25 protein-coding genes are annotated in these 22,577 nt (G+C 64.1%); all 25 read right to left on the bottom strand.

Annotated elements, in window-relative coordinates; all coding sequences use genetic code 11:
* Positions 1–19: 19 nt before the first annotated feature.
* Positions 20–421 carry a CesT family type III secretion system chaperone gene (locus J8I26_RS04185; RefSeq protein ID WP_209604304.1) on the bottom strand — a complete coding sequence of 134 codons (402 nt, stop codon included), beginning with the start codon at positions 419–421 and terminating at the stop codon, positions 20–22.
* 168 nt (positions 422–589) lie between these two features.
* Positions 590–1,687 carry an ATPase, T2SS/T4P/T4SS family gene (locus J8I26_RS04190; RefSeq protein WP_209604306.1) on the bottom strand — a complete coding sequence of 366 codons (1,098 nt, stop codon included), beginning with the start codon at positions 1,685–1,687 and terminating at the stop codon, positions 590–592.
* Positions 1,688–1,952: 265 nt separating this feature from the next.
* Complete coding sequence (locus J8I26_RS04195; protein WP_245200041.1) at positions 1,953–2,369, bottom strand: lytic transglycosylase domain-containing protein; 417 nt, start codon at positions 2,367–2,369, stop codon at positions 1,953–1,955.
* Between the two features lie 46 nt (positions 2,370–2,415).
* A complete protein-coding gene (gene pilV / locus J8I26_RS04200; protein ID WP_245200042.1) occupies positions 2,416–3,855 on the bottom strand; it encodes a shufflon system plasmid conjugative transfer pilus tip adhesin PilV in 1,440 nt (479 codons plus the stop codon).
* The gene (gene pilM, locus J8I26_RS04205) at positions 3,834–4,331 is read right to left on the bottom strand and encodes a type IV pilus biogenesis protein PilM (RefSeq protein ID WP_209604311.1); all 498 of its coding nucleotides are present in this window, start codon (positions 4,329–4,331) and stop codon (positions 3,834–3,836) included. Before pilM ends, pilV begins: the two co-directional genes overlap by 22 nt.
* Before the next feature lie 90 nt (positions 4,332–4,421).
* Positions 4,422–4,973, bottom strand: a complete 552-nt coding sequence (locus tag J8I26_RS04210) for a type 4 pilus major pilin (protein ID WP_209604313.1) — start codon at positions 4,971–4,973, stop codon at positions 4,422–4,424.
* A 74-nt stretch (positions 4,974–5,047) separates the two neighbouring features.
* Entirely contained in the window at positions 5,048–6,121 is a 1,074-nt protein-coding gene (locus J8I26_RS04215; RefSeq protein WP_348635274.1) for a type II secretion system F family protein, read from the bottom strand.
* A complete protein-coding gene (locus tag J8I26_RS04220; RefSeq protein WP_209604315.1) occupies positions 6,111–7,736 on the bottom strand; it encodes an ATPase, T2SS/T4P/T4SS family in 1,626 nt (541 codons plus the stop codon). The genes J8I26_RS04215 and J8I26_RS04220 overlap by 11 nt, the downstream gene beginning before the upstream one ends.
* Positions 7,733–8,248, bottom strand: a complete 516-nt coding sequence (gene pilP / locus J8I26_RS04225) for a type IV pilus biogenesis protein PilP (protein ID WP_209604317.1) — start codon at positions 8,246–8,248, stop codon at positions 7,733–7,735. The genes J8I26_RS04220 and pilP overlap by 4 nt, the downstream gene beginning before the upstream one ends.
* Entirely contained in the window at positions 8,238–9,503 is a 1,266-nt protein-coding gene (pilO2, locus tag J8I26_RS04230) for a type 4b pilus protein PilO2 (protein WP_209604319.1), read from the bottom strand. The genes pilP and pilO2 overlap by 11 nt, the downstream gene beginning before the upstream one ends.
* A 9-nt stretch (positions 9,504–9,512) precedes the next feature.
* Complete coding sequence (locus J8I26_RS04235; protein WP_245200043.1) at positions 9,513–11,303, bottom strand: PilN family type IVB pilus formation outer membrane protein; 1,791 nt, start codon at positions 11,301–11,303, stop codon at positions 9,513–9,515.
* 14 nt (positions 11,304–11,317) lie between these two features.
* A complete protein-coding gene (locus J8I26_RS04240; protein ID WP_245200044.1) occupies positions 11,318–11,947 on the bottom strand; it encodes a toxin co-regulated pilus biosynthesis Q family protein in 630 nt (209 codons plus the stop codon).
* A 616-nt stretch (positions 11,948–12,563) separates the two neighbouring features.
* The gene (gene sctC / locus J8I26_RS04245) at positions 12,564–14,747 is read right to left on the bottom strand and encodes a type III secretion system outer membrane ring subunit SctC (protein WP_348635275.1); all 2,184 of its coding nucleotides are present in this window, start codon (positions 14,745–14,747) and stop codon (positions 12,564–12,566) included.
* Positions 14,648–15,061, bottom strand: coding sequence for a hypothetical protein (locus J8I26_RS04250; RefSeq protein ID WP_209604325.1), 414 nt, complete (start codon positions 15,059–15,061; stop codon positions 14,648–14,650). Before J8I26_RS04250 ends, sctC begins: the two co-directional genes overlap by 100 nt.
* A gap of 4 nt (positions 15,062–15,065) precedes the next feature.
* The gene (locus tag J8I26_RS04255) at positions 15,066–15,299 is read right to left on the bottom strand and encodes a hypothetical protein (RefSeq protein ID WP_209604327.1); all 234 of its coding nucleotides are present in this window, start codon (positions 15,297–15,299) and stop codon (positions 15,066–15,068) included.
* 115 nt (positions 15,300–15,414) lie between these two features.
* Positions 15,415–16,071 carry a FliH/SctL family protein gene (locus J8I26_RS04260; protein ID WP_209604330.1) on the bottom strand — a complete coding sequence of 219 codons (657 nt, stop codon included), beginning with the start codon at positions 16,069–16,071 and terminating at the stop codon, positions 15,415–15,417.
* A gap of 26 nt (positions 16,072–16,097) precedes the next feature.
* Positions 16,098–16,700, bottom strand: coding sequence for a hypothetical protein (locus J8I26_RS04265; RefSeq protein WP_209604331.1), 603 nt, complete (start codon positions 16,698–16,700; stop codon positions 16,098–16,100).
* Positions 16,697–17,545 carry a type III secretion inner membrane ring lipoprotein SctJ gene (sctJ, locus tag J8I26_RS04270; protein WP_209604333.1) on the bottom strand — a complete coding sequence of 283 codons (849 nt, stop codon included), beginning with the start codon at positions 17,543–17,545 and terminating at the stop codon, positions 16,697–16,699. Before sctJ ends, J8I26_RS04265 begins: the two co-directional genes overlap by 4 nt.
* Before the next feature lie 15 nt (positions 17,546–17,560).
* Complete coding sequence (locus J8I26_RS04275; protein WP_209604335.1) at positions 17,561–17,962, bottom strand: EscI/YscI/HrpB family type III secretion system inner rod protein; 402 nt, start codon at positions 17,960–17,962, stop codon at positions 17,561–17,563.
* A gap of 79 nt (positions 17,963–18,041) precedes the next feature.
* On the bottom strand, positions 18,042–18,554 hold the full coding sequence (locus J8I26_RS04280; protein WP_209604338.1) for a hypothetical protein: 513 nt from the start codon (positions 18,552–18,554) through the stop codon (positions 18,042–18,044).
* Positions 18,555–18,556: 2 nt separating this feature from the next.
* Entirely contained in the window at positions 18,557–19,672 is a 1,116-nt protein-coding gene (gene sctU, locus J8I26_RS04285) for a type III secretion system export apparatus subunit SctU (protein ID WP_209604341.1), read from the bottom strand.
* Positions 19,673–19,690: 18 nt separating this feature from the next.
* Positions 19,691–20,479: a type III secretion system export apparatus subunit SctT gene (sctT, locus tag J8I26_RS04290; protein WP_209604343.1), complete on the bottom strand. Its 789-nt coding sequence runs from the start codon at positions 20,477–20,479 to the stop codon at positions 19,691–19,693.
* Positions 20,480–20,482: 3 nt separating this feature from the next.
* Positions 20,483–20,746: a type III secretion system export apparatus subunit SctS gene (gene sctS / locus J8I26_RS22780; RefSeq protein WP_209604345.1), complete on the bottom strand. Its 264-nt coding sequence runs from the start codon at positions 20,744–20,746 to the stop codon at positions 20,483–20,485.
* A 47-nt stretch (positions 20,747–20,793) separates the two neighbouring features.
* Entirely contained in the window at positions 20,794–21,456 is a 663-nt protein-coding gene (gene sctR, locus J8I26_RS04300; RefSeq protein WP_209604347.1) for a type III secretion system export apparatus subunit SctR, read from the bottom strand.
* The gene (locus J8I26_RS04305) at positions 21,450–22,481 is read right to left on the bottom strand and encodes a FliM/FliN family flagellar motor switch protein (protein WP_209604348.1); all 1,032 of its coding nucleotides are present in this window, start codon (positions 22,479–22,481) and stop codon (positions 21,450–21,452) included. The genes sctR and J8I26_RS04305 overlap by 7 nt, the downstream gene beginning before the upstream one ends.
* Positions 22,482–22,577 lie beyond the last annotated feature (96 nt).

Consider the following 22,577-nt stretch of genomic DNA (forward strand, 5'->3'; position numbering starts at 1 on the left):
GAAGGTGGTGGGATGAAGGTCAAGCGTCCAGGAAGTGGTCGGTGCGCCAGTCCCGGGCTTGCTCGGCCAGGTTCAGGAAGATGTTCATCAACTCCGGGGCGCGCAGTTCATTGAGGCGGCATTGATAGCCGAATGCCACGCGCTGGTCGGGACCCAGCATGAAGGCGGGCGAGTTGGCCGCATAGATGAGCATGTTGGTTTCAAGCAAAGCCTGGTAGGCCTCAAGCAGCCGCGCCTGCGGCGGCTGACCGAAGTCGCAATAGACGATCAGGTGGTCGGGGGACAGCTCTTCATCGTATTGCACGAAGAAATCGACGCCATCGACTTCGATGGCATTGCCCTGCGCCATCAGCTCGGGCTGATCGATATGGGCGATCTCACAGAATTCGTTGGTCAGTTCGATAAAGCGGCTTCTGGACATGGGGTTCCCCTCGTTGTGGAATAACCCATGGGTGCCATTGGCAGGCATTGCGGTTCCGGCCGGTGAGCATCATTGAGGCAAAACGGCGGCAAAAAAATACGGCCTCGCAAGGAGGCCGTAGATAGCGTGACTGCGGGAGGCGAGCGCCAGCCCGGCCCGACGCGGGATTCAGCGCTTTGCGCTGTTGAGCATCTCGTGCAATTCAAGGCGGTTGTATGCCACCCGCAATGCGTCGCGCGCCGACACGCTCTTCTTGTGCACCAGCTGCAGCAGCACTTCATTGAGACTGCGCGACATGTTGTCCTCTTTGCGCTTCATGAAGTCACCGATCAGATGAAGCTTGGCCGGATCGTTGATGAAGGGCGCGATCTGCTGGTTGTTGTTGAACACCATCTCGCTGGCCATCACGTGGTGTTCGCCGTCCTCGGACGGCAACAGGCTTTGGAAAATCACGCCCACCAAGCTTTCCGCGAGGGTCGCAGCCCGCTGGGCGCGCTGTTCCTGGGGGAAGAATCCCAACAATTTTGTGATCGCGCGCACTGCGCTGCTGGTGTGCAACGTCGCCAGCACAAGATGGCCCGATTCCCCGGCATGCAGCACCGTGTCGGCAGTATCGAAGTCGCGGATCTCCCCCACCATCAACACATCCGGTTTTTGCCTCAGCGCCTCGCGCAGACCAGAGGAAAAGCTTTCAGTGTCAGTCGGCACTTCCTTTTGCGAAATCATCGACTGCTTGCGTTGCAGTTCGTATTCGATGGGCTCTTCGATCGTGATGATATGGCCGTGGCGGGTGGCATTGATATAGTCGAGCATCGACGCGATGGTGGTGGTCTTGCCGGCACCAGTCGGACCAGTGACCAGGATGATGCCCTTGGTCGCCTCCAGCACGGTCTTCACATAGCTTGGCAGGCCGGTGCGTTCCAGCGCCAGCGGTTCCAGCGGGAAGCGGCGAATCGATACGGCCACCTTGCTCCCGCGCGCCATGCGGTAGATATTGCAGCGCAGCCGCCATTCGCCCAACACATAGGGGCAATCGAGCGCGCCGTCGATGATCTTGTCTTCCCAGTCTTCGTCGATCGCCGACAGCAGCGGCGCCAGGTTTTCGATCGCCACCGGCACATCATGCACCGGCTGCCACCCTCGCGGGGTCTTCAGCATGAGCGGCTGATCCTGCTCGATATGGATATCGGAAAACGTCTGGGAGGAATTGACAAGCGCCAGCAGTTCTCTTTGCAGGTCCCGGGCGAGGAAAAGATCATTTGACATTCAGCCACCTGATTTGTTAGCACTTTTTGTCTTGATTGACGGCGTTTGGTGAGACGCCAGCGAAGGAGTCTACTATACCTGCTTCGCGCGTCGCAAATGTTCAAGGATGTTCAACGATCGGGGGTTAATGGTGCATGCCACGGGCGTTTCAAGCCCGCGGCATTGAGCAAAAAATGAGGCGGCGAGCTAAAAATCAGTGTTTTCCCATCTCTTTTCTCACCGATCCCCTCCCCGTGCATCTCATGATGCGTCAAGCCGGCGCCTCTCACTGCGCTGCTTGGGCAATCGCCTCCTGCGGTATGTTCTTGTAGACCTTCTGGGCGTACTTCACGCGCAGCTTGGGGTTGCGCGCATTGTAGGCGCCCACGGCATCCCAGGTCAGGCCCATGCGCTGCATGTTCTGCGCCAGGATCCACGCGCCGACCTGCAGGTTCACGCAGGGATCGCGCAGGTTTTCTTCGGTTACGCCATATTTGCGCAGCGTAGGCAGCCAGCTGCTGTTGATCTGCATCATGCCGATATCGTAGCTGCCGTTCTTGTTCTTGTTCATGGCGTTCGGATTGAGGTTCGATTCCGTCTTGGCGATAGCGTAAAGCAGGTGCACGTTGACGCCATACCAGGAGGCGGTCTCGTTCCAGCAGGCCAATGCAAGCGCCGGGGCATAGGCCAGCGCAGCCAGCATCAGCGCGACGGCTTGCCATATCAGGCGTTTGCGCCAAATTGATGGTTCAGGGTGAATAGGTTCCATTTGCGTATCTCATCGTTTTGTCCACGCCGCATATCAGCGGCACATAATTGGCATCCATGACCACCGTCCCTACCGGGAACGTAATGTGCGTCGTGCCTTCCCATGGGTCCCATTCCGAATAGTGACAAGGCGCGCCGGCAACGAAATAGTTGATGCCGACCGTGAACGCCGGGCTGGATGCCCAGCGGTTCACCTGAAGCCCTTCCGTCACCACGTTATGGGCGGCGTACAGGTCGACCGTATTGACCGCATGCGCGGCATTGACGTCGTGCGCCGCACTGATGTCATAGTCGGCCGACACGGACCCACCTGTACTAATGTCCTGATCGGCATGAATGGTTCCATCGGCCAGGATATTTTGGGTCGTGCGCACATTGGCCGCCGTCATCGTGGACGGCACGTTCAGGTTCCCGTTCTGGTCCACCGCCAGGGCCACCCAACTGCTGCCGTTAAAGGTAAAGGCACGCGACAGGCCGGTCACCATGCGCACATCACCGATGCCGTTGCCCGAGGCGGGCAAGCCCGCATAGCTGGCCACCGGGCTCTTCCATTGCGAGGGTGAAGTCCAAACGCCTGCCGTGCCGCATACCACCAAGCCGCGCGTGGCGGTATCGATAGCCATGCCGGCCTCGGCGACGCCGGCGCTGTTGAGACAAGATGAACCGATCGATACCAACGCCGCACTGGCCATGCGGATCGGCGTGTTCATCCGGTTCAGCTCGGGACGGCCCGGTACCGCGCTGCGGTACAGGAAGTCGGTGGCAACCTGCCCCGGTCCGTCATAGAACAAATTGGAGGCCAGATGCCCGCCGTCGCCGCTGCCGCCCGTCAGGTTGCTGCCTCCGCTGCAGGTGGTGCTGCGATATAGCGCGGTGCTGTTGCTCCAGTTACTGCCGCGGGCGTTGCCGGGATCGGTAGTGTTGATATAGCCGCCCCCGGGGCCGGCGCTGGCGGCGATCATGGCGATCGCCTTTGCCGGGATCTGAGTGCCGCCGCTGGTGACCACCATGGCGTCGAACTGTCCGGGCGCTCCCACCGGGTCGGGCTGGCGAATCAGCAGGCAAGGTGTCTGACCGTAGACATTCTTGGTCAGCGTGCCGGCCGCCAGGAACTTGCCGGCAATCAGTTGCGGCACGCCCACGGCCACCAGCGAAGACGCCGCCGGCAAGGAACCCTGCAAGCTGCCGCTGTTGGCGGCAATGTATTTTTGCGACGCGGCCACGATTTGCGACTGGTGATACGCCGCCTGCTGTCCTTTTACATCCTCCAGCGAGGTATCCATCACGCTCGACAGGCCCATCACCAGGGCTGCGCCGATGGCAAGCGCACCGAGTATTTCAATCATGGCGATACCGCGCTGGCGGTGCGCCTGGGAAGGCAATCTGGTCGGTATCTTGTTCATTTCGTCATTGCGAGCCATACCGGCGCGCCATTGGGAATCGACATCGAGGAAATCGCCGACACCGGGATGTCGGTTTCTCCGTACACGGGAGACTGCAAGGTGGTATGGGTGCTGTCATAGATGCCCAGCAGTACCGAGTTGTTCGCCAGCCTGGCCAGTTCGGCCGCCAGGTTTTGCGGCGGCAGGCTGGTGCCGTAGACATAGATGACACCGCCGGCATCGCGGAAATTGGCCCAGGTCAGCGGCGCGCTCTGCTGGTACAGCCGACTCCAGGCCGGCAGGTAACCGCCGCTCTTGAGCGTGGCAGTCGACACGCTGGCGTTAAGCACATTGTGGTCGCTGAAATAGTCGATCACGGCATTGCGATAGACACCCATCTCGGCCGCATCGGCGGACGCCAGCTGCTCATGCGCCTGGCCGAGCGTCTGGAAATTACGGGTGGTGTAGACTCCCGCGGCCGCGATCATCACGGCCAGCACCACGACATTCCACATGCGCGACTCCTTCGCGAAGCGTGCCGCCGGCGCGACGCCCGGCGGCAAGGTTGGAACGCTGGAACAGCAGACTGGGCGATAGCCTGATGCTCAGCTTGACGTATAGACAACCGAGTTGTCCGAAGCAGTGCAAAGGCCGGTGGCCTGGGTGGCGCTTACCGGGAAGGACTCGATGGCAGTGCCTCCGTTGGCGTTGACCGCAGTCCAGCCGTTGGCGCCCGAGAGCATGCTCACGCAGACATCCTTGGGTACCTGGGGATAGGTAATCGTGAAACCGGTGCCGCTACCGGCCACGGCCACCGTGCCGCCCCAGCTGTTTTTGAGGGTGGTGCCGTCCACTGCCAGCGTGCCGGGCACGGCCTTGGCAGCAATCAGGGTATCGACCACCGCTGTGGTGGGATAGGTTTGTCCCATATACAGCTTGCGCACCGCGGTGCGCAGGCCGATCACCTCTTCGTTGGCCTGGTTCGATTTGGCGCTGCTGAATGCCCCGGTCAGCAGCGAAATGGCCCCCATCACCACGATCGCCGCGATCCCCAGGTAGGCGATGCCTTCCAGCAGCGAGGCGCCTTGCTGGCGTTGCTGCCGGTTGTCCGAACGGATTGCTTGTCGATGGCTGCCTTTTACTTTTTCGTCTTGCATGATGAACCCCTATCAAAGTTGAGTGCCAGGTAAAACATGTTGAAAAACTTCGCGTTCCCTGCCATGTCGCATTGCTAATGCGCACGGGCAAGCGCCGCGATTTCCTGCTGGATGCCAAAGAACCCGATCACCAGCCAGCCGATGACCACGGCCATTGTCACGACCGCAAAACCATTAACTACCTTCATACGCAGTGAAATCATCTCCACCCCCTGCTCCATCCACTCGTCCGCCAGCAACTTCAAGGCTTCGGCAAAGCCTTTGTATTCGGCATAGACGCACAGATCGTCAATGACCTCCCGCGACGGAAATCCATAACCGGTATTGCGTAAGGCTTCGCCGCAATTGAGCCCCGAACGCACCCCCAACAAGGCCCCGTCAAGGCGTTCACGCAGCCACGGCTGGGCCACGCCGGACAAGCGCATGAGCGCCTTTTCGACCGTGACGCCGGCGCTTTGCAACGCCGAGAACGCCATCAGGAAACCGCTGCCCACCATCAGCCGATAGATCGAATACGGCGGCGCGCGGTCGGCCCAGATGCGCAGGCTGCCGCGCCAGCGGGGCATCGAAACGAACAGCAGCACGATCACCACCGCCAGACCCACCAGCGTGTAGGCCATCCACTGCTGCACCCACAGAGACAGCAGATACAGCGAGCGCGCCGCGCCATGCCATTTGGCGGGATCCATCATCAAGGTGAATTGCGGGATCACCTTGGCGCCGAACAGGTAGACGTAGGACAGCACCAGTCCCAGGATCGCCAGCGGATACGCCATGCCGCCCACGATCACCGAATGGATCTTCTTGCGCGCCTGCACCACGTTGACCACCGCCACCAGCGTGCCTTCGAGCTTGCCGGACTGCTCCCCGGCCATCAGGATCATCTGTTCGGCGCGCGGCGCCCATCCTTCCAGCGCCTCCGACAGCAGTCGCCCGTTCTGCACGCTGCGGCGACAATCGTCGAGAATGATGGCCAGCGGCTCCTTGGGTTTCTTGCCGTAGTGAGACTCGCGGTCGCGCAACTCTTCGAGCACCTTGAGCAACGGCAAGCCGTTGCTCAGCATCTTGGACATCTTGCGATACAGACGCAGACGCGAGGCGTCAGTGAATTGGGCCCTGGCCCACCAGCGGTTCAGATCAGGTAGCACTGCGCCCCTCCACCACGGTCAGAAACGGCGCCACCGGCGCGCGTTCGTAAATCAGGTGACCGACCACTTTCTCGGCCATGCGCGGGTCAAGCTCGCCGCACGCCACCTTGTCGATGGCATGCGACAACATGGTCTTGCCGCCCAACTCGCCGATCCAGTATTGCAATGCCTCGCTCTTCTCGCCCTGGCGTACCAGGCGGAAGAAGTGGTCGTCGGGAATGATGATTTCGGCCACCACGGAGCGCCCGACGGTGCCCTGTCCGGAGCAATGTTCGCAGCCCGCACCGGTGACGCATACGCCTTCCAGGCTGGGCGACACCGCCTGGCGCACCCGCGCCAGCATCGCCGGCGGCAGCGCGTCAGGGCGCGAGGCAAGCGGCACGCGGCAGCACGGACACAGCTTCTTGACCAGGCGCTGGCTGATCAGGCCCGTCACCACCGCATGATCGGCCACCAGGCTGGCCGGCAGGCCCAGGTCGAGCAGCCGGTCGACGATCGCCAGCGCGCTGTTGGCATGCACCGTGGTCCAGACCTGGTGACCGGTCATCGAGGCCCGCAGCGCGTTCTGCGCCGTGGCGCGATCGCGCACCTCGCCGATCATGATGGTGTCCGGATCGAGCCGCATGGCGTTCGAGATGGCGGCGGCAAAAGCGCGCGACCGCTCCTCCTCGCTGCCGGCATTGGTGACAGCGGTCTGCACCGCGCCGTCGATCGGGTACTCCACCGGATCCTCGATGGTCAGCACGTGCAGCTTGCCCTCGGCCTCGATAATCTCTCCCGAAAGCACGCGCTGCAGCGTGGTCGACTTGCCGGAGCCGGTCGGGCCGCTGATGATGTTCATGCCCACCGGCTGTTCCTTGAGCTTTTGCAGCGCCGTCGCATGCGCCTCCGAGAACCCGAGCGGACGCAGATCGATGTTGTCGCCGGCGTCGTTGTAGAGCAGGCGCAGCACCATCACCGAACCTTCACTGGTGGGCACCGTGGCGATACGCACGCCATACAGCGCCGGCGGCAGCTTGTCGCGATCGGCGATGGCGGCGTCCTGGCGTTCGGTCGGCTTGTACGAACTGTCCGAGACCGAAGTCATGGCGCCGTACAGCGTGGCCAGCAGCCGTTCGCCGTATTCACGCGTCTGGCCGCCCACCTGCACCAGGTCGTTGTGGATGCGGAAATAGATTTCCGTGCAATTCTTGCGTACCCGCAGATGGATGTCCGACGCCCGCGAACGGCAAGCCTTGTTGAGCAGGTCCTTGGCGGTAACCTGCATCATGGTGTGCTCCTGGTGGCGCTCTTCCGGCTGCGGCCCGCCGATGCGCACGCTGATGCGGTTCATGCGATAGATCACCGCGATATCGCCGGGCACCAGCTGGTAGGGTTGCCCCAGGCGCTGCAGCCGCCCGATGTAGGACTGCACATGCGGGTTGAGCTCCTGTCCGGCAACCACCAACAAGCGGCCGTCGGCCAGCAGGCACAGCAGCTTTCGTTCTTCCTGGCCGGCTTCGAGCACGCCGGAGTGGCTCAGGATTTCGGTGCCGTCGAATCCCGGGACGACCTCGATGGCGCCGCCGGCGGGCGCCGGCGCCTGTTCGCGGCGACGTGGCAAGCGCAATTTCATCTTGCTGCTCCCCGTAGCGCCGCTCCTTGCATGCCCAGGCCAGGGCCGGGGAAATTCGGGTTGAAGCCATTGGCAGGCGGTGCATAGGCCGACAACCGCAGGCGACGGCCGTTCGACTGCGCCACCACCTCGCGCTGGCCGATGGCGACGATCTTCATGCCGCCCGGCAGGGTATCGCCCTGTTGCACATCGACGATGCTGCCGTCGCTCATCTGCAAGGTCGCATACATGCGTCCACCGATGCCTTCGATAGCCCTCACCACCGGATCGCCCACCACCTCGGCCTGGTTCATCGCCGCCGTCAGGCTCTGCTTGGCGGCGATTTCGTTTTGCCTGCCGACGATGCTGGCCTGGATTTCCAGCTGCTTTTCCCGCGCCTTCAAGACCATGGTCTCGGCCTCGATGCGGGTCAGGCTTTCAGAGGTCGTCTCGGCCGCACACGGCGTGGACCAAGAGGCGGCGAACGCGGCCATGGCCACGCTGAACAAGGCGTTGAAATGCTTACTTTGCATAGATCGTTCCCTCCATGATCCATTCGGATCCTTGATAAGACACCTTGTCGACCCGCACCCCGGGCCGGTTAAGAATTGCGGCGATTTCCTGAGGCTCCATGCCGGCGGCATTGAGCTTGAACAGATAACTGCGCCAGTTAGGCTGCCATTGCTGCTCCCCGCTTTGCAGCTGCGGGGTGGGCGCCGCCATCACCTTGATCGGCACCCCCATCATCTGCATACGCGAGAGCACCTGTTCCATCGCCTGCCGCTGTTCTTGCAGATCCTCGTTCTGCGCGGCGGCCAGCTTGAGCGCCCGCACGTAGCTGGCGCGCTCGCCCGAGGCATCAACCTGGGCCTCCGGCAGTTGCTCGCGCAGCATGGCGATGGAGGATGTTCCGCGCTTCCAGACATAGGCCTGCTGGTCCTGGGTGCAGGTATAAGAATCCAGCAGCCAGCCGCCTGCGGTCGGATGCGCGAATTGCTTCTGGCAGGCGCGCACCAGCACGGCCGGCGCCACGCGTTTGGACCAGGGCCGGGCCGCCGCCGAGGCTTCCCTCAGGATGCGTTCGCGCGCCTGCTGCATGGCGATTTCGCGTTCGTGCTCTTCCTTTTTCTTCTGGTAAAGCTGCCAGCCCCAGGCGCCGGCCAGCGAAACGGCAGCCAGTCCGGCCACGGCGGCCGCCATCGGTACCCACGAAGGTCGACCGCCGATCTGGCGCAATCCCCACCATTTGTGGATACGCAGGCTGCCGTCCGCGCGCTGCGGGATGAAGCTGCGGATGTCGCGCGGCTGGAAGTTGTGGAAGCCGAAGGGCTTGAGTTCCTCCTCTCCCAACACCACGTTCCATCCACCCAGGGCGTAGTCGTTATGCAAGCGGTCCAGCACCTCCTCCTTGCTGCCCACGAAGTCACCATTGGGCAAGAAGTTGGCGTCGCGCACGGCGAAGTAGATCCAGTTTCCTTCCGGCAGCTTGAATGCGCCCAGCCAGTTGTGAACCGGCTGCTGCTCACCGTCGTAAAACGCGCCTTCGATGGCCAGCGTCTTCGATACGACGGCCGCCAGCGAATACATACCGCGTCGGATACCTTCGCGCGATTGCGCAAAACCGGCCTGCGCGGTGGTGTGATCCATACGGATCACCATCAGATCGGAGTCGATCTTGCGACCGAGGTCGGCCGCTTCGCGGTTCAATTCGCGCGGCTTGGACAGGGACTGCCAGAACAAGCCGCCGACGAACTTGTGCTTGTCCAGAGTGGTGACGATGCTGGCCATGGCAACCCTTTACGAGGCGGCGCCCATGGCCACCGGTGTGATCAGCACCACGATCACTTCCTTGTTGGTGGTCGCCGAGACGCCCCCGCCCAGCAGCAGGTTCTTCGGATCGCCGACCCCGCTGCGGCCGAGATTCTCGTCGGTCTGTTCGAAGCCGCTGATGATCAGCGTCTCGTTGGACTTCATCGCTACGCGCTGCAAGAAGTTGCGCGTGTCCAGCTCGGGCGACTCGATGAGCGCAGTCGCCCTGCCGGTGGAGTCGGTGCTGGCCGTGATCTGGCGAATACGGCGCAGCGTCGAGATATCGGTCGAGAACTGCAGCATCACCGTACCGTTGGTCAGCATGTGCGGCAGGATGCTCATGTTGAATCCGGCCGTCACCACCCCGGGCGTGAGCGAGGTGGTAGTTCCGACCTGCGCCACCAGCGAGCTTTGCAGCGATTGCAGATAAGTCGTCTGGCGCGCCACTTGCACCGGCACCGGCTGGTTGTTGAGCGTAACCACCGAGGCGGTGGTCTGGCGTCGGACCTTGCCTTGCTGCGACAAGGCCTGGATCACCGCCTGGCTGCCGGAGAAGCCCGACGTTCCACCGGCCGGAATGCCCGCCGTGAACGACACCAGGCCGGTGCTCAAGGCGCCCTCGTAAGCATTGGAGATGCCGAAGGTGCTGTTGAGGCTGTTGTATACCGCCTTCCAATTGATGCCGTACTGGTCGTCGTCGCTTAAGGTGACTGACAGTACGGTGACGTTGATGGCGATCTGGCGCGACAGCGACTTGTTTTCGCCGTCGATGTACGTTGCGATGCGTTCCAGCGAATCGGGGGTATCCACCACCGTGATCGAGCCGGTCGCCGGCGAAGCCAGCACCTTGCCATAGGCAGAGAGCATCACCTTGATGGCAGACTCAATACCGGTATAGACCGACAGCTTGGAAGCCACGGCGGTGTTTTGCGTGTTGTTGGCATTGACCCCGCCGCCTCCGCCTGCACCGCCTCCGCCTGCACCGCCTCCGCTGCCACTGCCGCCGCCGCTAGTGCCGGCGGTACCGCCGGTCGAGGTTGCGCCGCTGGTGACGGTGGCCGAGAAGGTGGAGTCTCCCGGGATCGCGCTGATCTGGAAGTTGCGCGATTCGGTGTGGAAGAACTGGATCACGCCCTCACTGAATTTCCACGACACGCCAAAGCGTGCGGCGGCCGTATCAAGCAGGCCCTTGAGCGAACCGCTGTTATAGGCGATGCGCACGCCATTGGGCATGTCGGTAAATGTCGGCTGGGTCTGGCCGGTATTGGCGGCCGGTCCGCGGCCCGGCTGCACCGGGCTGCTATGGCCCTCACCGGGCGTTCCCATGGGCAAGGGAAGCATGCCGATCGCCCCTGCGGCCGGAGCCGCGCCCGGCAAGGCTGCACGCGTCGGCATGGCGCCGCCGCGCAGGCGGAACGCGGCCGACGATACTTCCAGCGCATCCGGCGTCACCTTGCTGGGCACACCCGAGCGCAAGGTGATGCGTTCAGCCAGTTCGGTGAGCGAGTTGATGGTGCGATCGAAGGTGGTCGGCTCATAAAAAATCGGCGGCAGTGACGGCTGACCCAGCTTGATCGCGGTTTTACCCAGCCAGATGCCCGATTCGTGCTTGACCAGCGGGGTCGACGGCAGTACCGAGCCCGGTGCGGTGCGCCCGACATCGCGACTCAGCTGGGTGGCGCGCTCGCCTTCCTGGTTGACGCTGCCCTCGATGCGGTCGGCTAACGCGCTGCAACCCGCAATAATCGCCACCAGCGGCAACAGTATCGGTAATTTCATGGATGCCACTTTCATTACTCGCTCCCTTTGGCAATGATGCGCAAGACTTTGTTACCCTGGTAGAACACTGCCTTCATCGGAATCTCGGCGCGTTCCATGCTGCGCGCCACGATCGACACCGCCTCCTCGAATGTGCCGGTCACGCGGGTGCGGGCCTCCACCGCATAGTCCACCGGTAGTTCCCACAGCAATTGCCAGCCGGCGGCGGCGGCCCAGCGCGCCATGGTGGCGTTGAGGGTCTTGTCGGAAACGATGATTTCCCAGTCGCGCGTCGCGCTGGCGGCCAGGCCCACTGCAGCCGGCGCGGCGGATGCCTCGGTCGAACCAGACAAGGCGCCGGCGGCTGCCGGTGCCGCATCGGTCCTGGTGGCGCCCGCGCCGGAGACTGTCTCGGCCCGCTCCTTCTTGCGGGTGGCGCTGTCGCGTACGGTTTTCTTGTCGATCTCCGCCTTGGCCAGCATGAATACCGTATCGACGGCCGGGCCCTGCGTCAGGCAATCGTCGGCCAGCCCGATATCGCCGGCCAGCAGTTCGAAACGTTGGTCGGCGGCGCCCGGGAAGCCCAGCGACGGGACGGCATCGGCCGGCGCCGAAATGCCGGCGGCGCGGGCATTTCCCGCCGTGCCCAAGGTTGCCAGGAACATGAGGACGCAGGCGGCGCCCATGGCTCCACTGCGATGCTTGCCTGCTGTGATCGTGCGATTCATATGCTTCCCATGAACATCATCGTTTAAGAAAAAAGGCAAACACCGTCCCCGGCTCCATGCGGAGTCCTGGGCCCACCGGCGGACGACGGCCGCCGGCGCCATCGATATCGCCGACCTTCTGGTACGTTCGGTTGCTGCTGATTGGTGCCGTTTGATGATTGCTACAGTTGCATCTTCCTCACCGCATCGCCTGTCATTGCGACAAGCGAGTTCTGCATCGGCGCGGTACGCCTCGCGATGGGATACTTCCTGGCAGGGCCGTTTGTTGCGCCCCGTCTGCCAAGCTTGTCGCTGATATTAACGAAAAGCCGGGAAAAATTTCTCAACAAATATGACCGCCTGGAACTGCATGGCGGCCATCTTGCTTCCCGGTCCGCGATCCATTCTTTGCGATCCGTCCGGTGGCCCCTTGTTTCTTGCTGTCTTCTTGCTGCGTGTTTGCTACGGCCCGACGCTCATCGACAGATGACCGGCGCCTGGCTGGCTATTCATGAGTGCGCGAGGCCACCGCGCCGGTTCCATCGATGGCCAATTATTTTTCTACGTTCACCGCCTACAGCATGCCGACGCTGCCCGGACGTGCGCATCGATTGGCGGTCTTGCGCAAAGGCATGCGTACCCCCATCAGCGATCCGCCGGACGGTCCGGCGCCCGCCAGCGCCGACGTGGTTTCTTGCTCCGCTCTGGGCGCCGGGGCGCCTGCCGGCAAGGGCAGCATGACCGGCGGAGCGCCGCCGGACGTCGCCGCTCCAGCGGGCGCCGGCAATGGCTGCGAGGTCTGGTTCGGCGCGGGCACCGGCGCGTTGGGCATGCCAGGCGCATTTGCGGGCGCCGTCGGCGGCGCCGTGTGCGCGGGGGAACCCGATCCATTACCGGAGCGAGCTGCGTTGGTATTGGATGCCAGGCGCGAGCCATCGAAGCTTGTAATGCGCGGCGTGATCAGGAACAAGCGTTCGCGGGTGCTATTGGAACGCGACTCGCTGCGAAACAGGCCGCCCACCCCGGGAAGATCGCCCAGCAGAGGCACTTTTTGCTTGTTGCGAATGAGCGATTCGGCGCGATAACCGCCGATCATCAGGGTCTGCTGCGCATCGATGATGGCCTGGGTGTTGATGGTCGAACGGGTCACGCTGGCCGCGATGGTGGATGCTCCGTTGGCGCCGGACGAATTGGAGCCGTTGTCGTTGTTACCGTTGTTGAGCGCGCCGTCCTCGATGTCGACCTCAAGCCGCACACGCGTCTGCCCGCCGTCGTCGATGATGCGCGGGATCACGCGCAACATGGTGCCTGCGGTAATGTCTGACATGTCCGCAACCCGTTCGCCGATGAGGGACACGTAAGCGCTCTGGCTAAGGTCGAGCACGGCAGCTACGTTATCCAGCGTCAGCACGGTGGGGGTCGCCAGAACACGCGCCTCGCCATTGGATTCCATCGCCTTCAGACGTGCATAGAAACGGGCTGCGTCGCTGATGAGCAGCGTCGCGCCCGGCAACGGCAGGTCGGTGCCGCTGGACTGCGTGGTGGTGCCGTTGACCGTGGTATTGACGACCCCGGCCCGCGCGCCCCACTCCACGCCCATCTCGGCCAGGCGGCTGCGGTCGATATCCACGATCAGGGCCTCGATCTCGACCTGCTGCGGCTTGACGTCGAGCTGATTGATCAGGGAGGCGTACATGTCGCGCTTGGCGATATCGTCATAGATCATGATGGCGTTGAGGCTGGAATCGGCCTCGATGCGCGGCTGCTGCTTGCCCTCCGGTTCCTGGGCGGGCGTCGCCGCTGCGCCTGAGGCCTCGCCGCCGTTGCCGGCCATGAGCTGGTTGCGATTGCCGCCCGGCGGTGCGAACAGCGGAGCAAACCGTTCGCCGCCGGCCTCGCCCCCCGCGTCGCCGCTATCGGCGCGACCGATGCGCCCGGTGCGCGAGCGCTTGCGGCTGTCTGCGTCGAAACGACTGTTGCCGGTCACCTTTTCGCCCCCATGCGCGCCCATTAGCAAATTGGTCAGGATGGTCTTGATGCCGGGAATAGTCTCGGCCTTGCCGCGTGAATTGATGACGCGGTCGTTGGCGCTGGCGTACTTCAGGCGGAACAGCATGATCTGCCGTCCGCGCAGCTTCTCCTTCTTGCCGGTCGGCATCAACACCTCTCGCGCCAGATCCACATAGGCCCGCGGGCCGCTGACGATCACCACGCCTTCATCGGGAAGTTCGCCCCAGCCGAAGCGTTCGTCAAACAATCCGAGACCCACCAGCGCAGCCTTGGCGTCCATGACGGCATCCTCCCCCACCTGCATGCGTGATGAGGTATTGTCAGCCGCCGGGGTCACGTACAAGGTGTCGTTGTAGACGAACCAGCGCATCCTGTGGGCGCCGGTGAGCCGATTGAGAAATTCGACGCCATTGTCGGCCTTGAGACGGCCCTTGACGATCTGTCCGCCGTCGGTGCTCAGATTCAGGCGCACGCCATAGGTGCGGCTGAACTCCTCCAGCACGCCGCGTACGGTCATGCCGTTGGCGCTGATGGAGAAGCCGCCGTCCTTCCAGGCCGGCGGCACGGCGGCGTGCAAGGTGGTGCCCCACAACAGCAATCCGGCCAGCAGCACGCCCATGCTCCAGGCCTTGATGATCTCTCGCGCTTTCATGATGTTCCCCCATTGAGGGCCGCGCGCATGCGCAGCTCGGCCCGGTTCGACTCTTGCGCCGGCCGCGCGGGCGACGGTTTCATCGCCGCCCGACACAAACTGGCCTGGTTGAGAAGGTCTTCCAGCGCTTCGGCTGCATCGACCCAGCTTTCGGCCTGGGCCAGCCAGCGGTTCAAGAGCAGTGCCCCGCTGTCCTCTGCAATGGCCAGGCCGCCGTCGAATTCCAGCGCGCACTGAAAGCCGCTGCGCATCGCCTCGGCAATCTGCACCTGGCTCGGCTCGCGCAGCAGCACCAGCACCAGCTCGGCGCCGTCGTCATCGACCAGCAGGCACACGCTTTCGCCGCCGATGTCGATCGGCTCGCCCAGCGGCAGCCCTTGCAGCCACTGCTCCGTTTCCTGGGAAACCATCGCCTCAGCGGGTTTCGTTGAGGACGGTCTTGAGCGGCTTTTGCGTCAGGCCGAACTGGGCCGCCATGGCGGTGCGGGTCACGGACTGCTTGCTCAGCAGATCCATGAATTCGGCGGGATCGGGATGTTCGCCGTCGGCCTGGCGACGGTTGAAATCGGCCAGCTCCTGGGCGGTGGAGTCAAAACGGGAATTGAGCTGGCGCAGGTTCTGCAGGAAGGGATTGGGCTGGGCTGACATGCTGTTCTCCTGGACGTGGCCGGACCGGCAGACGACTTGCCTGCGGCAGGCGGTTGACTAAGATGGATTCCTGGATAGGTAACCCCAGTGTCTGCCCGGTTCGCCCGGAAAAGTCTCAACTTTGTTCGCCGTCGCCCTCCTCTGTCTCGTCAGGCTCGCTGTGGCTTCCCGCCATCCACTGGGACAAGGCGGCGCGCAAGGCCTCGGCCGCCAGGGCGAATTCGGCGCGCCATTCACCGCTGGCGGCCTCCAGCCGGCAACTGCCGGGTGCGAGCCGGGCGTCGCCGCGCACCTCCCAGGGCAAACCATGTTCCTGCGCCAGCCCGGCCACGTCGTCGGGGTGCAGCCAGGCAACGGCATCGATCAGCTTGGGCGGCGCCTCTTCCCGCACGCGCCGGCAGGCCGCCGCTACTCGCTCCTGCGCAATGGTGTCGACCAGCAGGCGCTCGTAGATAGACTGCGCCAGCTCGATGGCCAGCCCGGCTACGCCATCGAGCATGACGGCCTCGCGTTCGCGCAGGCGCTCCAACAGTTCGCCGGCTTCGCGGGCAATGCGTCCCTGCTCGTCGCGCAGCGCCGCCATGGCGTCGGCGCGAGCCTGTTCGCGAATGTCCTCGGCCTGGGCCCGGGCTTGCGCCAGCAGATGCGCGGCGGCCGCACGGGCGTCCTCAGTCACCAGGAAGGCCTCGCCGCTCACCACGCCGTGGCGCGCACGCAGGTGATGCGGCAGGGAGAGCTCGGCGGTACAGAATCGATTCGTCGCTTGTTCCACGTGATGACTCGCTTGAGCAAATAAGATCAGGTCGCCAACGGCGCCCAGGATGAACGAGAGCCGGCGCGCGCCTGTGCCAGACACAGCTGCCAGCAATTGCGTTCACGTTCACGCGGCTGGGAAGGAAGCGACGACGGCGCCGCCAGCAGCGCGTGCTCGACCCGCTCGATCTCACGATCGGGCAGCAGTAACCGCAGGCGTGACCACAGGCCGGGAAAGGCGCGCTCCATCCTCAACGCCAGCTCCACCAGTCCGCTGCCACAAGGATCGCCGGCAAGCGGCGTGGCCCACGCCTGCAGCGGCTGGGCCAGCGCTACGCCGAGGCACCAGCGTCGCTGCGCCGGCGCCAGGCAGGCCAGGTCGGCCTCATCACGCCGGCGGGCGGCAAACAGGCCGCCATAGAGCGTGGCCGCATGCCTGAATTGGTCGCCATCGCGGATCTCGATCTGCCAACGCAGGTCGCCGCGCGCGGGCAGATCCGGCGTCACGCCGGCCAGCCGGCACCAGTCCCGATAAGCGTCGCGCCGCCCCAGCGCGCTCCGGTTCGATGGCAGTACTGAGCCGCGGGCATAGGACCATGGCGCGAACCACCAATCAAGGAATGACTCGCCCGGCGCAACCGGCGTCATGTGCCGCGTCCCGCGGTTGCCTCGGCGGCCTGCGCCTTTTCCTGCGCCTTCTTGATGCGCCGGGCGGCGAAGCCAGCCAGCATCCGCGCTACCCGCGGCTGGCGCAGAGCGCGCTGCAGGCCGATGTAGCCGAGGCTGGCCAAGGCCACCAGCAACAAGGCGCTCATGGTCAGCGCCAGCCCGCCGGCGGACGCCGCGGCCACGGTGAACGGGCCCAGCATGGTCCATTCGATGCCCGGAGTGGGCGGTTCGCCCGGCATCATCACCACCGACACCTTGCTGCGGCCATCCTCCCCGGCCAGCCCGGGAATGCTGGAGGCCACCAGCCGGCGGATGCGCGGCATCACCGCGTCCTCGTCCAGCGGCGGACGGTACTTCACGAACACGGCGGCCGAAGACGGCTGGATCGGCTCGCCCGGCGCGATGCGTTCGGGCAGCACCACGTGGACCCGGGCCGAGACCACACGGTCGAATTGCAGCATGGTCGACTCCAGCTCCTCCGACAGACCATGGATATAGCGGATACGCTCTTCCATCGGCGAGGAGATCATGCCCTGCTTCTTGAACACCTCTCCCAGGTTGGACAGGTTGCGACGCGGCAGGCCGGCGGCGTTCATGGTTTCGGTCGCGCGCGAGAGCTCCACGTCCTTGACCAGCAGGCTCACGCCGTCCTTTCCCTTCTGTTTGTCGACTTCGATGCCCTTGCGGTTGAGCACAAGGATGATCTCATTGGCATCGGCGTCATTGAGCGCGGCCTGCAGGACGACCATCCTGGAGCAGGCCGCCAGCGCGGCCAGCAACAGCAACAGGCAGCTTGCGCGCAGCATGCGGGCGGTAACAGACATCGGCGGCCTCTGCGGTTACTGGAGCTTGGTCAAGGAGTCGACCGAAGTCGACGCCTTGGACACGCATTTGGAGATGGTCTGCACGCGGATCTGGTAATCGCTCAGCGCCATCATCGCTTTCATGAGCTGCATCGAATCGCCGGTACGGGTCGCTTGCTCCAGCAATTTGGATACGTATAACTGGTCTTGCTTGACCTCGGAGGCCAGCGACGAGGTGCGCTGCGCCAGGGCGCTGCCCAGCGAATGAGTGTTGGGCTTGAGCCGCATGGCGTCCTTGTTCAGATACTGCTCGAACATGGTCTTGAAATGCTCGGCCTCGCCGGGCTGGACCTCGATGTGGATGCCGGCGCCGCGCGTGGCGCCGCCGGCGGCGGGATCATTCAGGGTGACGCTTTGCTGCCATGAGGCCTGTTGCATGTTGATGGCTCCCTCGAAATCTGAATTGGACAGTGAGTGGGTGGGCGCCAGCCCGTCGGCAGTTCCCCTCGCGCGGGAGTCACAGCGTCTCGACGCCCGCGCGGCTGCAATGCAGTGCGCCGCACCCGAGCGCGCAGGCCGGGTCGCAGCAGGCGTCTGCTCCAAAGCGCCGGCGCTTATCGAAGCGCGACGCGGCTTGCGGCTTCGCCACCAGCGGCTCGTCAGGCGCCGGTGCACCCGGCGTTGCGCGTGGGCGTACCGGACGAGGCGAGCGCAACGTCGCCTGCCCGGTGGCTGGCGCCAAGGCCAGATGGTGCGCGCGGTCGCCGCTGCCGATGATGGTCTCGACAACGACCTCGCCGTTCCCGATTGGCACCGGCGCATGGGCGCGCGCCGATTCGATCTCCGGCTCGGCATCGTGCCCCGGCGCCGCGTCGCCCAAGGGCACCTCGCTTTCCGGACCGTATCGCTCCGGCTGCGCGGCGGCTTGCAGCTCGGCCCGGCGCTGGGCAGGCCCACGCGGCCGGTTGCCGCCCGCGGCCAGCCGGCATGCGGCATCGGAGAGCTCGGTGATGTCGGTGGGACGCGCCATGCTCATTGTTTCGACGGAAGCTGGCCATCGGGCGGCTCACCGAGCGATTCCAGCTCGACCTCGCGCTGGAGATCGCCGCTGGCAACCAGCTCGTGCACCACGGCATAAACCTGCGCCACGGCCTGGTAGCTGGAGCGCGGCACCGGCATGTCGTCCCGGCAAGTAGCGTATAAGGTGCGCGCCAGCCAGACATGGCGGATCACCGGAATGCCGCAGTCGTGCGCGCGCCGGATCATCGCCTGGGCCACCTCATCCCGGCCCTTGGCCAGCACCACGGGCACCATCGCCCCGTCGGCGTCATAGAACATTGCCACCGCAAAGTGGGTCGGGTTGACCACCACGGCATTGGCGCCCTCGGTCTTGGCGGCCGGCGCTTCGTTGGCCCACTGGCGCGCCAGTTGCTTGCGCTGCCCCTTGACCATGGGATCGCCTTCGGACTCCTTGAATTCACGCTTGATCTCTTCCTGGTCCATCATCAGGTCCTTCTTGTGGAAGTACTTTTGCACCGCATAGTCGATCACTCCCAGCACCAGGCATACCACGATGATGAGATGGAAGATATTGCGCAGCAGGGTCACGAAGGCTTCATAGGCGTCCTTGGGTTCGCCGCCGGCCAGCGTGAAGATGGCGCCCAGCTGGCCGCGGATCGCGCCATACATCATGGCGCCGATCAGCGCTGCCTTGCCCACGGTGATGAACAGCTCGACCAGTTTCTTCTTGGAAAAGATCTGCTTCAGACCGTTGACCGGGTTCAGCTTGTCCAGTTTCGGCTCCAGCGCCTCGGTGGCGATCAGCATGCCGAACTGGCCCCAGTGCCCCACGACTGCGGCCAGCGGACAAATCACCAACACGGCGCAGAACACAACGGCCAGCAGGATCAGCGCGGCCATCAGCTGATTGTTCATGGCGGTGGGAAAGTCCTGCCCCACGCCCAAAATGCCGCCCTCCATCAAATTGAAGATGGCGCCCCTCCACAAGCGCTCCGACGCCAATGCCACTTCCATGACCGCCACCAGCGTCACCAGCCGGGCCAGGTCGCGGCTCACCGCGATCTGGCCCTTCTTCTTCGCATCCTCGATCTTTTTGTCTGTTGGCTCTTCGTTCTTGTCGTCACTCATGGTCGCCCCCTCGCCTTCTTAGCGCGCCGCCGTCAACGCCGTCAGCAGATCGAGCAGCTGGGCGAAGTCGCCTGCGACATAGTGCGAGAACGTTGACCAGTAAAGCAGCATGATCAGCAATCCGACCAGGCTTTTTACCGGCGCCGATGCGAACGACACCTGCAGGTTGGAGGCGAACACCCCGACGATGGCGAAGCCGAACTCGATGAGCACCAGCGGGATCAGCACCGGTGCGCCGTACACCACGATGTACCAGAGCAGCTCGCCGAAGCGCTTGACCAATACGTCGAAATGGCCAGGCTCGAAGGGCGGCGCCAGCGTGAAGGCCGGCCATACCGCATAGCTCTCGATGAGGATGCGGGCCATGCCGACGAACATGCCCGCCTGCACCATCACCAGCACCACTGCCTGCAGCAGCAAGGCGCCCACGGCGCTGGCATCGCGATCCACGGTGGCATTGTTGGCCTGGATCTGGATCGGCGAACGCTGGCTGTCGAAGATTGAGCCGATCGACTGCACCACCCATAGCGGGATGGCCATGAGTACGCCGAACATCAGCCCTATCATCGCCTCCTTGAACACCATGGCGCCCGTGGTGAGCATGTCGGGCGCGGTGCGCTGCACGAAATAAAACGTCGGCAACGCCGCCGGCAAAGCGATCGCCATGGCTGCCGTATTCTTGGCCAGTCCGGTCAGCACGTTCAAGCCGAAGCCAGGCAGGATCACCAGGCACACCAGCACACGCGGCGTCACCAGCGCCATGGTCACCAGTACGGCCTGGATGTCGAGCAATAGCGAGGCGGGCATGGTTCAGCGTCCGATGTCGGGCACCATGGTGAAGGCCAGTTCGGCCAGCCGCAGCATCTCCACGCCGATCCAGCGGCCCATACTGGCCAGGGTCACCGCCACCGCGACCAGCTTGACGACATAGGGCAGCGTCTGGTCCTGGATCTGGGTCACGGCCTGGATCAGCGAAACGCCAAGACCGCACAAGGTGGCGATAAGCAACGGCGGCGCCGACATGAGAATTGCCATCCACAGGCTCTGCTGGAAGAAATTGATGGTATCGGCCACGGCCGTCTCCTTGGTTTCAATGCAATGCGGGAACCGACCATGCGGCTTCAGACGTACGACAGCGCGAGCGCGTTGAGCAGCTTGGCCCATCCGCCCACCAGCGTGAACAGCAGCAGCTTGAGCGGAATAGTGATGGTTTGCGGACTGACCTGTTGCATGCCCAGCGCCATGAGCAGATTGGAGATCAGCAGGTCGATCACCACGAACGGAATGTAGATCAGGAAGCCGATCTCGTATCCGGTCTGCAATTCGGACACCACAAACGCCGGTATCAGAATCAGCGCATCGGTCGGTTGGGCGTCCCTGGCCGCCTCCTTGGGCCATAACTTCCTGGCCGATGCGAGGAACATTTCGCGCTGCTCGGCATGGCTCATCTTGAGCATGAACTTGCGCAACGGATCGAAGGCATCCTGGGCGCGCTGCAGGATGGGCACGGTGCGCGAGGCGGCCGGGTGGGTGGTGTCCACCGCCATGGCGCGTTTTCCCACCTCTTGCACGGTGGGCGCCATGATGAATACGGACAAGGCCAGCGCAATGCCGTAGATTGCCAAGGTCGGCGGCACCTGTTGCACGCCGATGGCGTTGCGCAATACCAGCAACACCAGGGAGATCTTCAGGAAGGACGTGGTGGTCACCACCATCAGCGGCACCAGCGCCATGAGCGCCAGCAATACCGAGAACGAAACGACATCGAAGTGCCCGCTCAACATGCCCCGCTCCAGCGGGTGAGGCGCACGCCCAGCCGGCCGTCTACCGACACCACTTCGCCCCGCCCCACTTCCACGCCGGCGCTGGTGATGGCGATCGATTGCGCATCGGCGCCATGCAAATCCAGTACGGCGTGTTCGCCCAGCGCACGCAACTGTGCCAGTGACAGCCGCAGGCGGCCCAACTCGAAATGCAGTGTCAGCTGCAGCTGCGCCGCCCCATGGTCGACCTCGGGATCGCCGGCCGCGGGCTGCAGCGCTTGATCGGCGTCATCTCCCGCAGCGGCGAGCGCATCGGATGCGTCGTCGGCGATTTCGGCATCCAGCTCTTCGGGCGGTTGCGCCAGGTCGGTGTCATGGGTCAAGGCATTCTCCTGTGAAAGTATCTGCAAGCGCTGGTGATCGACGTAGCGCACCCGCCACCGGCGCGCACCCAGTGTCAGCCGGCCGTTGCCGTGGACGTCGAAACAGGGGCGCGTGGGCAGCAGCAGGTCGCCGCAGCGCAACGCATCGAAAGCGCTCAGCGGCAGCCGGTGCGTGGCCAGCGTCGCTGTGACGGCGCACGGCAGGCGCAACCAGTCGGAAAGCGGCATCAAGATGGGTTCGGCTGCCGCCAGCAGGGAAATCCATAGCGCAGGCGTAGCCCAGGCCATGGTCTCGATAGCGTGGCTGGCGTCGCGCAGGCGCAGGCGCAGCCCGACCAGGCCGGCGTCGTCGACGGCGACAGCTGTGCATGCCTGGACGGCGCGCAAGCCGGCCAGGGGCGTGTGTTGCAGGCGTCCGGCCAGCGCGGCCGCCAGCCAGGGGGCGAATTCGCCGTCGGCGGCGCGGCCGGCGCCGGGGTCGATGCCGGTCAGCGCCGCCAGCAAGCGCTCTCCCTGCGCCAGCAACAATGCACCGTGGGCCGTCTGCAGTCGCAGATCCGGAACCATGTGATCGGCAGCCTGCGGCGAGGCGGGCAATACCAGGCATTGCAACTCGTCCGGGCCCAACGCCATGTGCATGCCGCGGCCCAGCAAACGGCTCAATTGCGCCCGTTCCTGCGCGACAGCCGGTGCGCCGGCGAGCAAGTCGAACGGCAGCGGTGAGCGCGACGGGGAGCAAACGTTGCCTGCGGCGTGCGG

It is taken from the genome of Herbaspirillum sp. LeCh32-8 (assembly GCF_017814915.1).
Lineage (GTDB): Bacteria > Pseudomonadota > Gammaproteobacteria > Burkholderiales > Burkholderiaceae_D > Herbaspirillum.

Coding starts and splice junctions, on each gene's coding strand:
- J8I26_RS04275 (WP_209604335.1), bottom strand. CDS start 17,962: ATGCAACAGGCCTCATGGCAGCAAAGCGTCACCCTGAATGATCCCGCC.
- J8I26_RS04195 (WP_245200041.1), bottom strand. CDS start 2,369: ATGCTGGCTGCGCTGGCCTATGCCCCGGCGCTTGCATTGGCCTGCTGG.
- J8I26_RS04280 (WP_209604338.1), bottom strand. CDS start 18,554: ATGGCGCGTCCCACCGACATCACCGAGCTCTCCGATGCCGCATGCCGG.
- J8I26_RS04240 (WP_245200044.1), bottom strand. CDS start 11,947: ATGTTCCTGGCAACCTTGGGCACGGCGGGAAATGCCCGCGCCGCCGGC.
- pilO2 (WP_209604319.1), bottom strand. CDS start 9,503: ATGGCCAGCATCGTCACCACTCTGGACAAGCACAAGTTCGTCGGCGGC.
- pilP (WP_209604317.1), bottom strand. CDS start 8,248: ATGCAAAGTAAGCATTTCAACGCCTTGTTCAGCGTGGCCATGGCCGCG.
- J8I26_RS04265 (WP_209604331.1), bottom strand. CDS start 16,700: ATGACGCCGGTTGCGCCGGGCGAGTCATTCCTTGATTGGTGGTTCGCG.
- pilM (WP_209604311.1), bottom strand. CDS start 4,331: ATGTGGAATGTCGTGGTGCTGGCCGTGATGATCGCGGCCGCGGGAGTC.
- J8I26_RS04250 (WP_209604325.1), bottom strand. CDS start 15,061: ATGGTTTCCCAGGAAACGGAGCAGTGGCTGCAAGGGCTGCCGCTGGGC.
- J8I26_RS04210 (WP_209604313.1), bottom strand. CDS start 4,973: ATGCAAGACGAAAAAGTAAAAGGCAGCCATCGACAAGCAATCCGTTCG.
- J8I26_RS04190 (WP_209604306.1), bottom strand. CDS start 1,687: ATGTCAAATGATCTTTTCCTCGCCCGGGACCTGCAAAGAGAACTGCTG.
- pilV (WP_245200042.1), bottom strand. CDS start 3,855: ATGGCTCGCAATGACGAAATGAACAAGATACCGACCAGATTGCCTTCC.
- J8I26_RS04185 (WP_209604304.1), bottom strand. CDS start 421: ATGTCCAGAAGCCGCTTTATCGAACTGACCAACGAATTCTGTGAGATC.
- sctJ (WP_209604333.1), bottom strand. CDS start 17,545: ATGTCTGTTACCGCCCGCATGCTGCGCGCAAGCTGCCTGTTGCTGTTG.
- J8I26_RS04220 (WP_209604315.1), bottom strand. CDS start 7,736: ATGAAATTGCGCTTGCCACGTCGCCGCGAACAGGCGCCGGCGCCCGCC.
- sctT (WP_209604343.1), bottom strand. CDS start 20,479: ATGCCCGCCTCGCTATTGCTCGACATCCAGGCCGTACTGGTGACCATG.
- sctR (WP_209604347.1), bottom strand. CDS start 21,456: ATGTTGAGCGGGCACTTCGATGTCGTTTCGTTCTCGGTATTGCTGGCG.
- J8I26_RS04235 (WP_245200043.1), bottom strand. CDS start 11,303: ATGAAATTACCGATACTGTTGCCGCTGGTGGCGATTATTGCGGGTTGC.
- sctU (WP_209604341.1), bottom strand. CDS start 19,672: ATGAGTGACGACAAGAACGAAGAGCCAACAGACAAAAAGATCGAGGAT.
- J8I26_RS04255 (WP_209604327.1), bottom strand. CDS start 15,299: ATGTCAGCCCAGCCCAATCCCTTCCTGCAGAACCTGCGCCAGCTCAAT.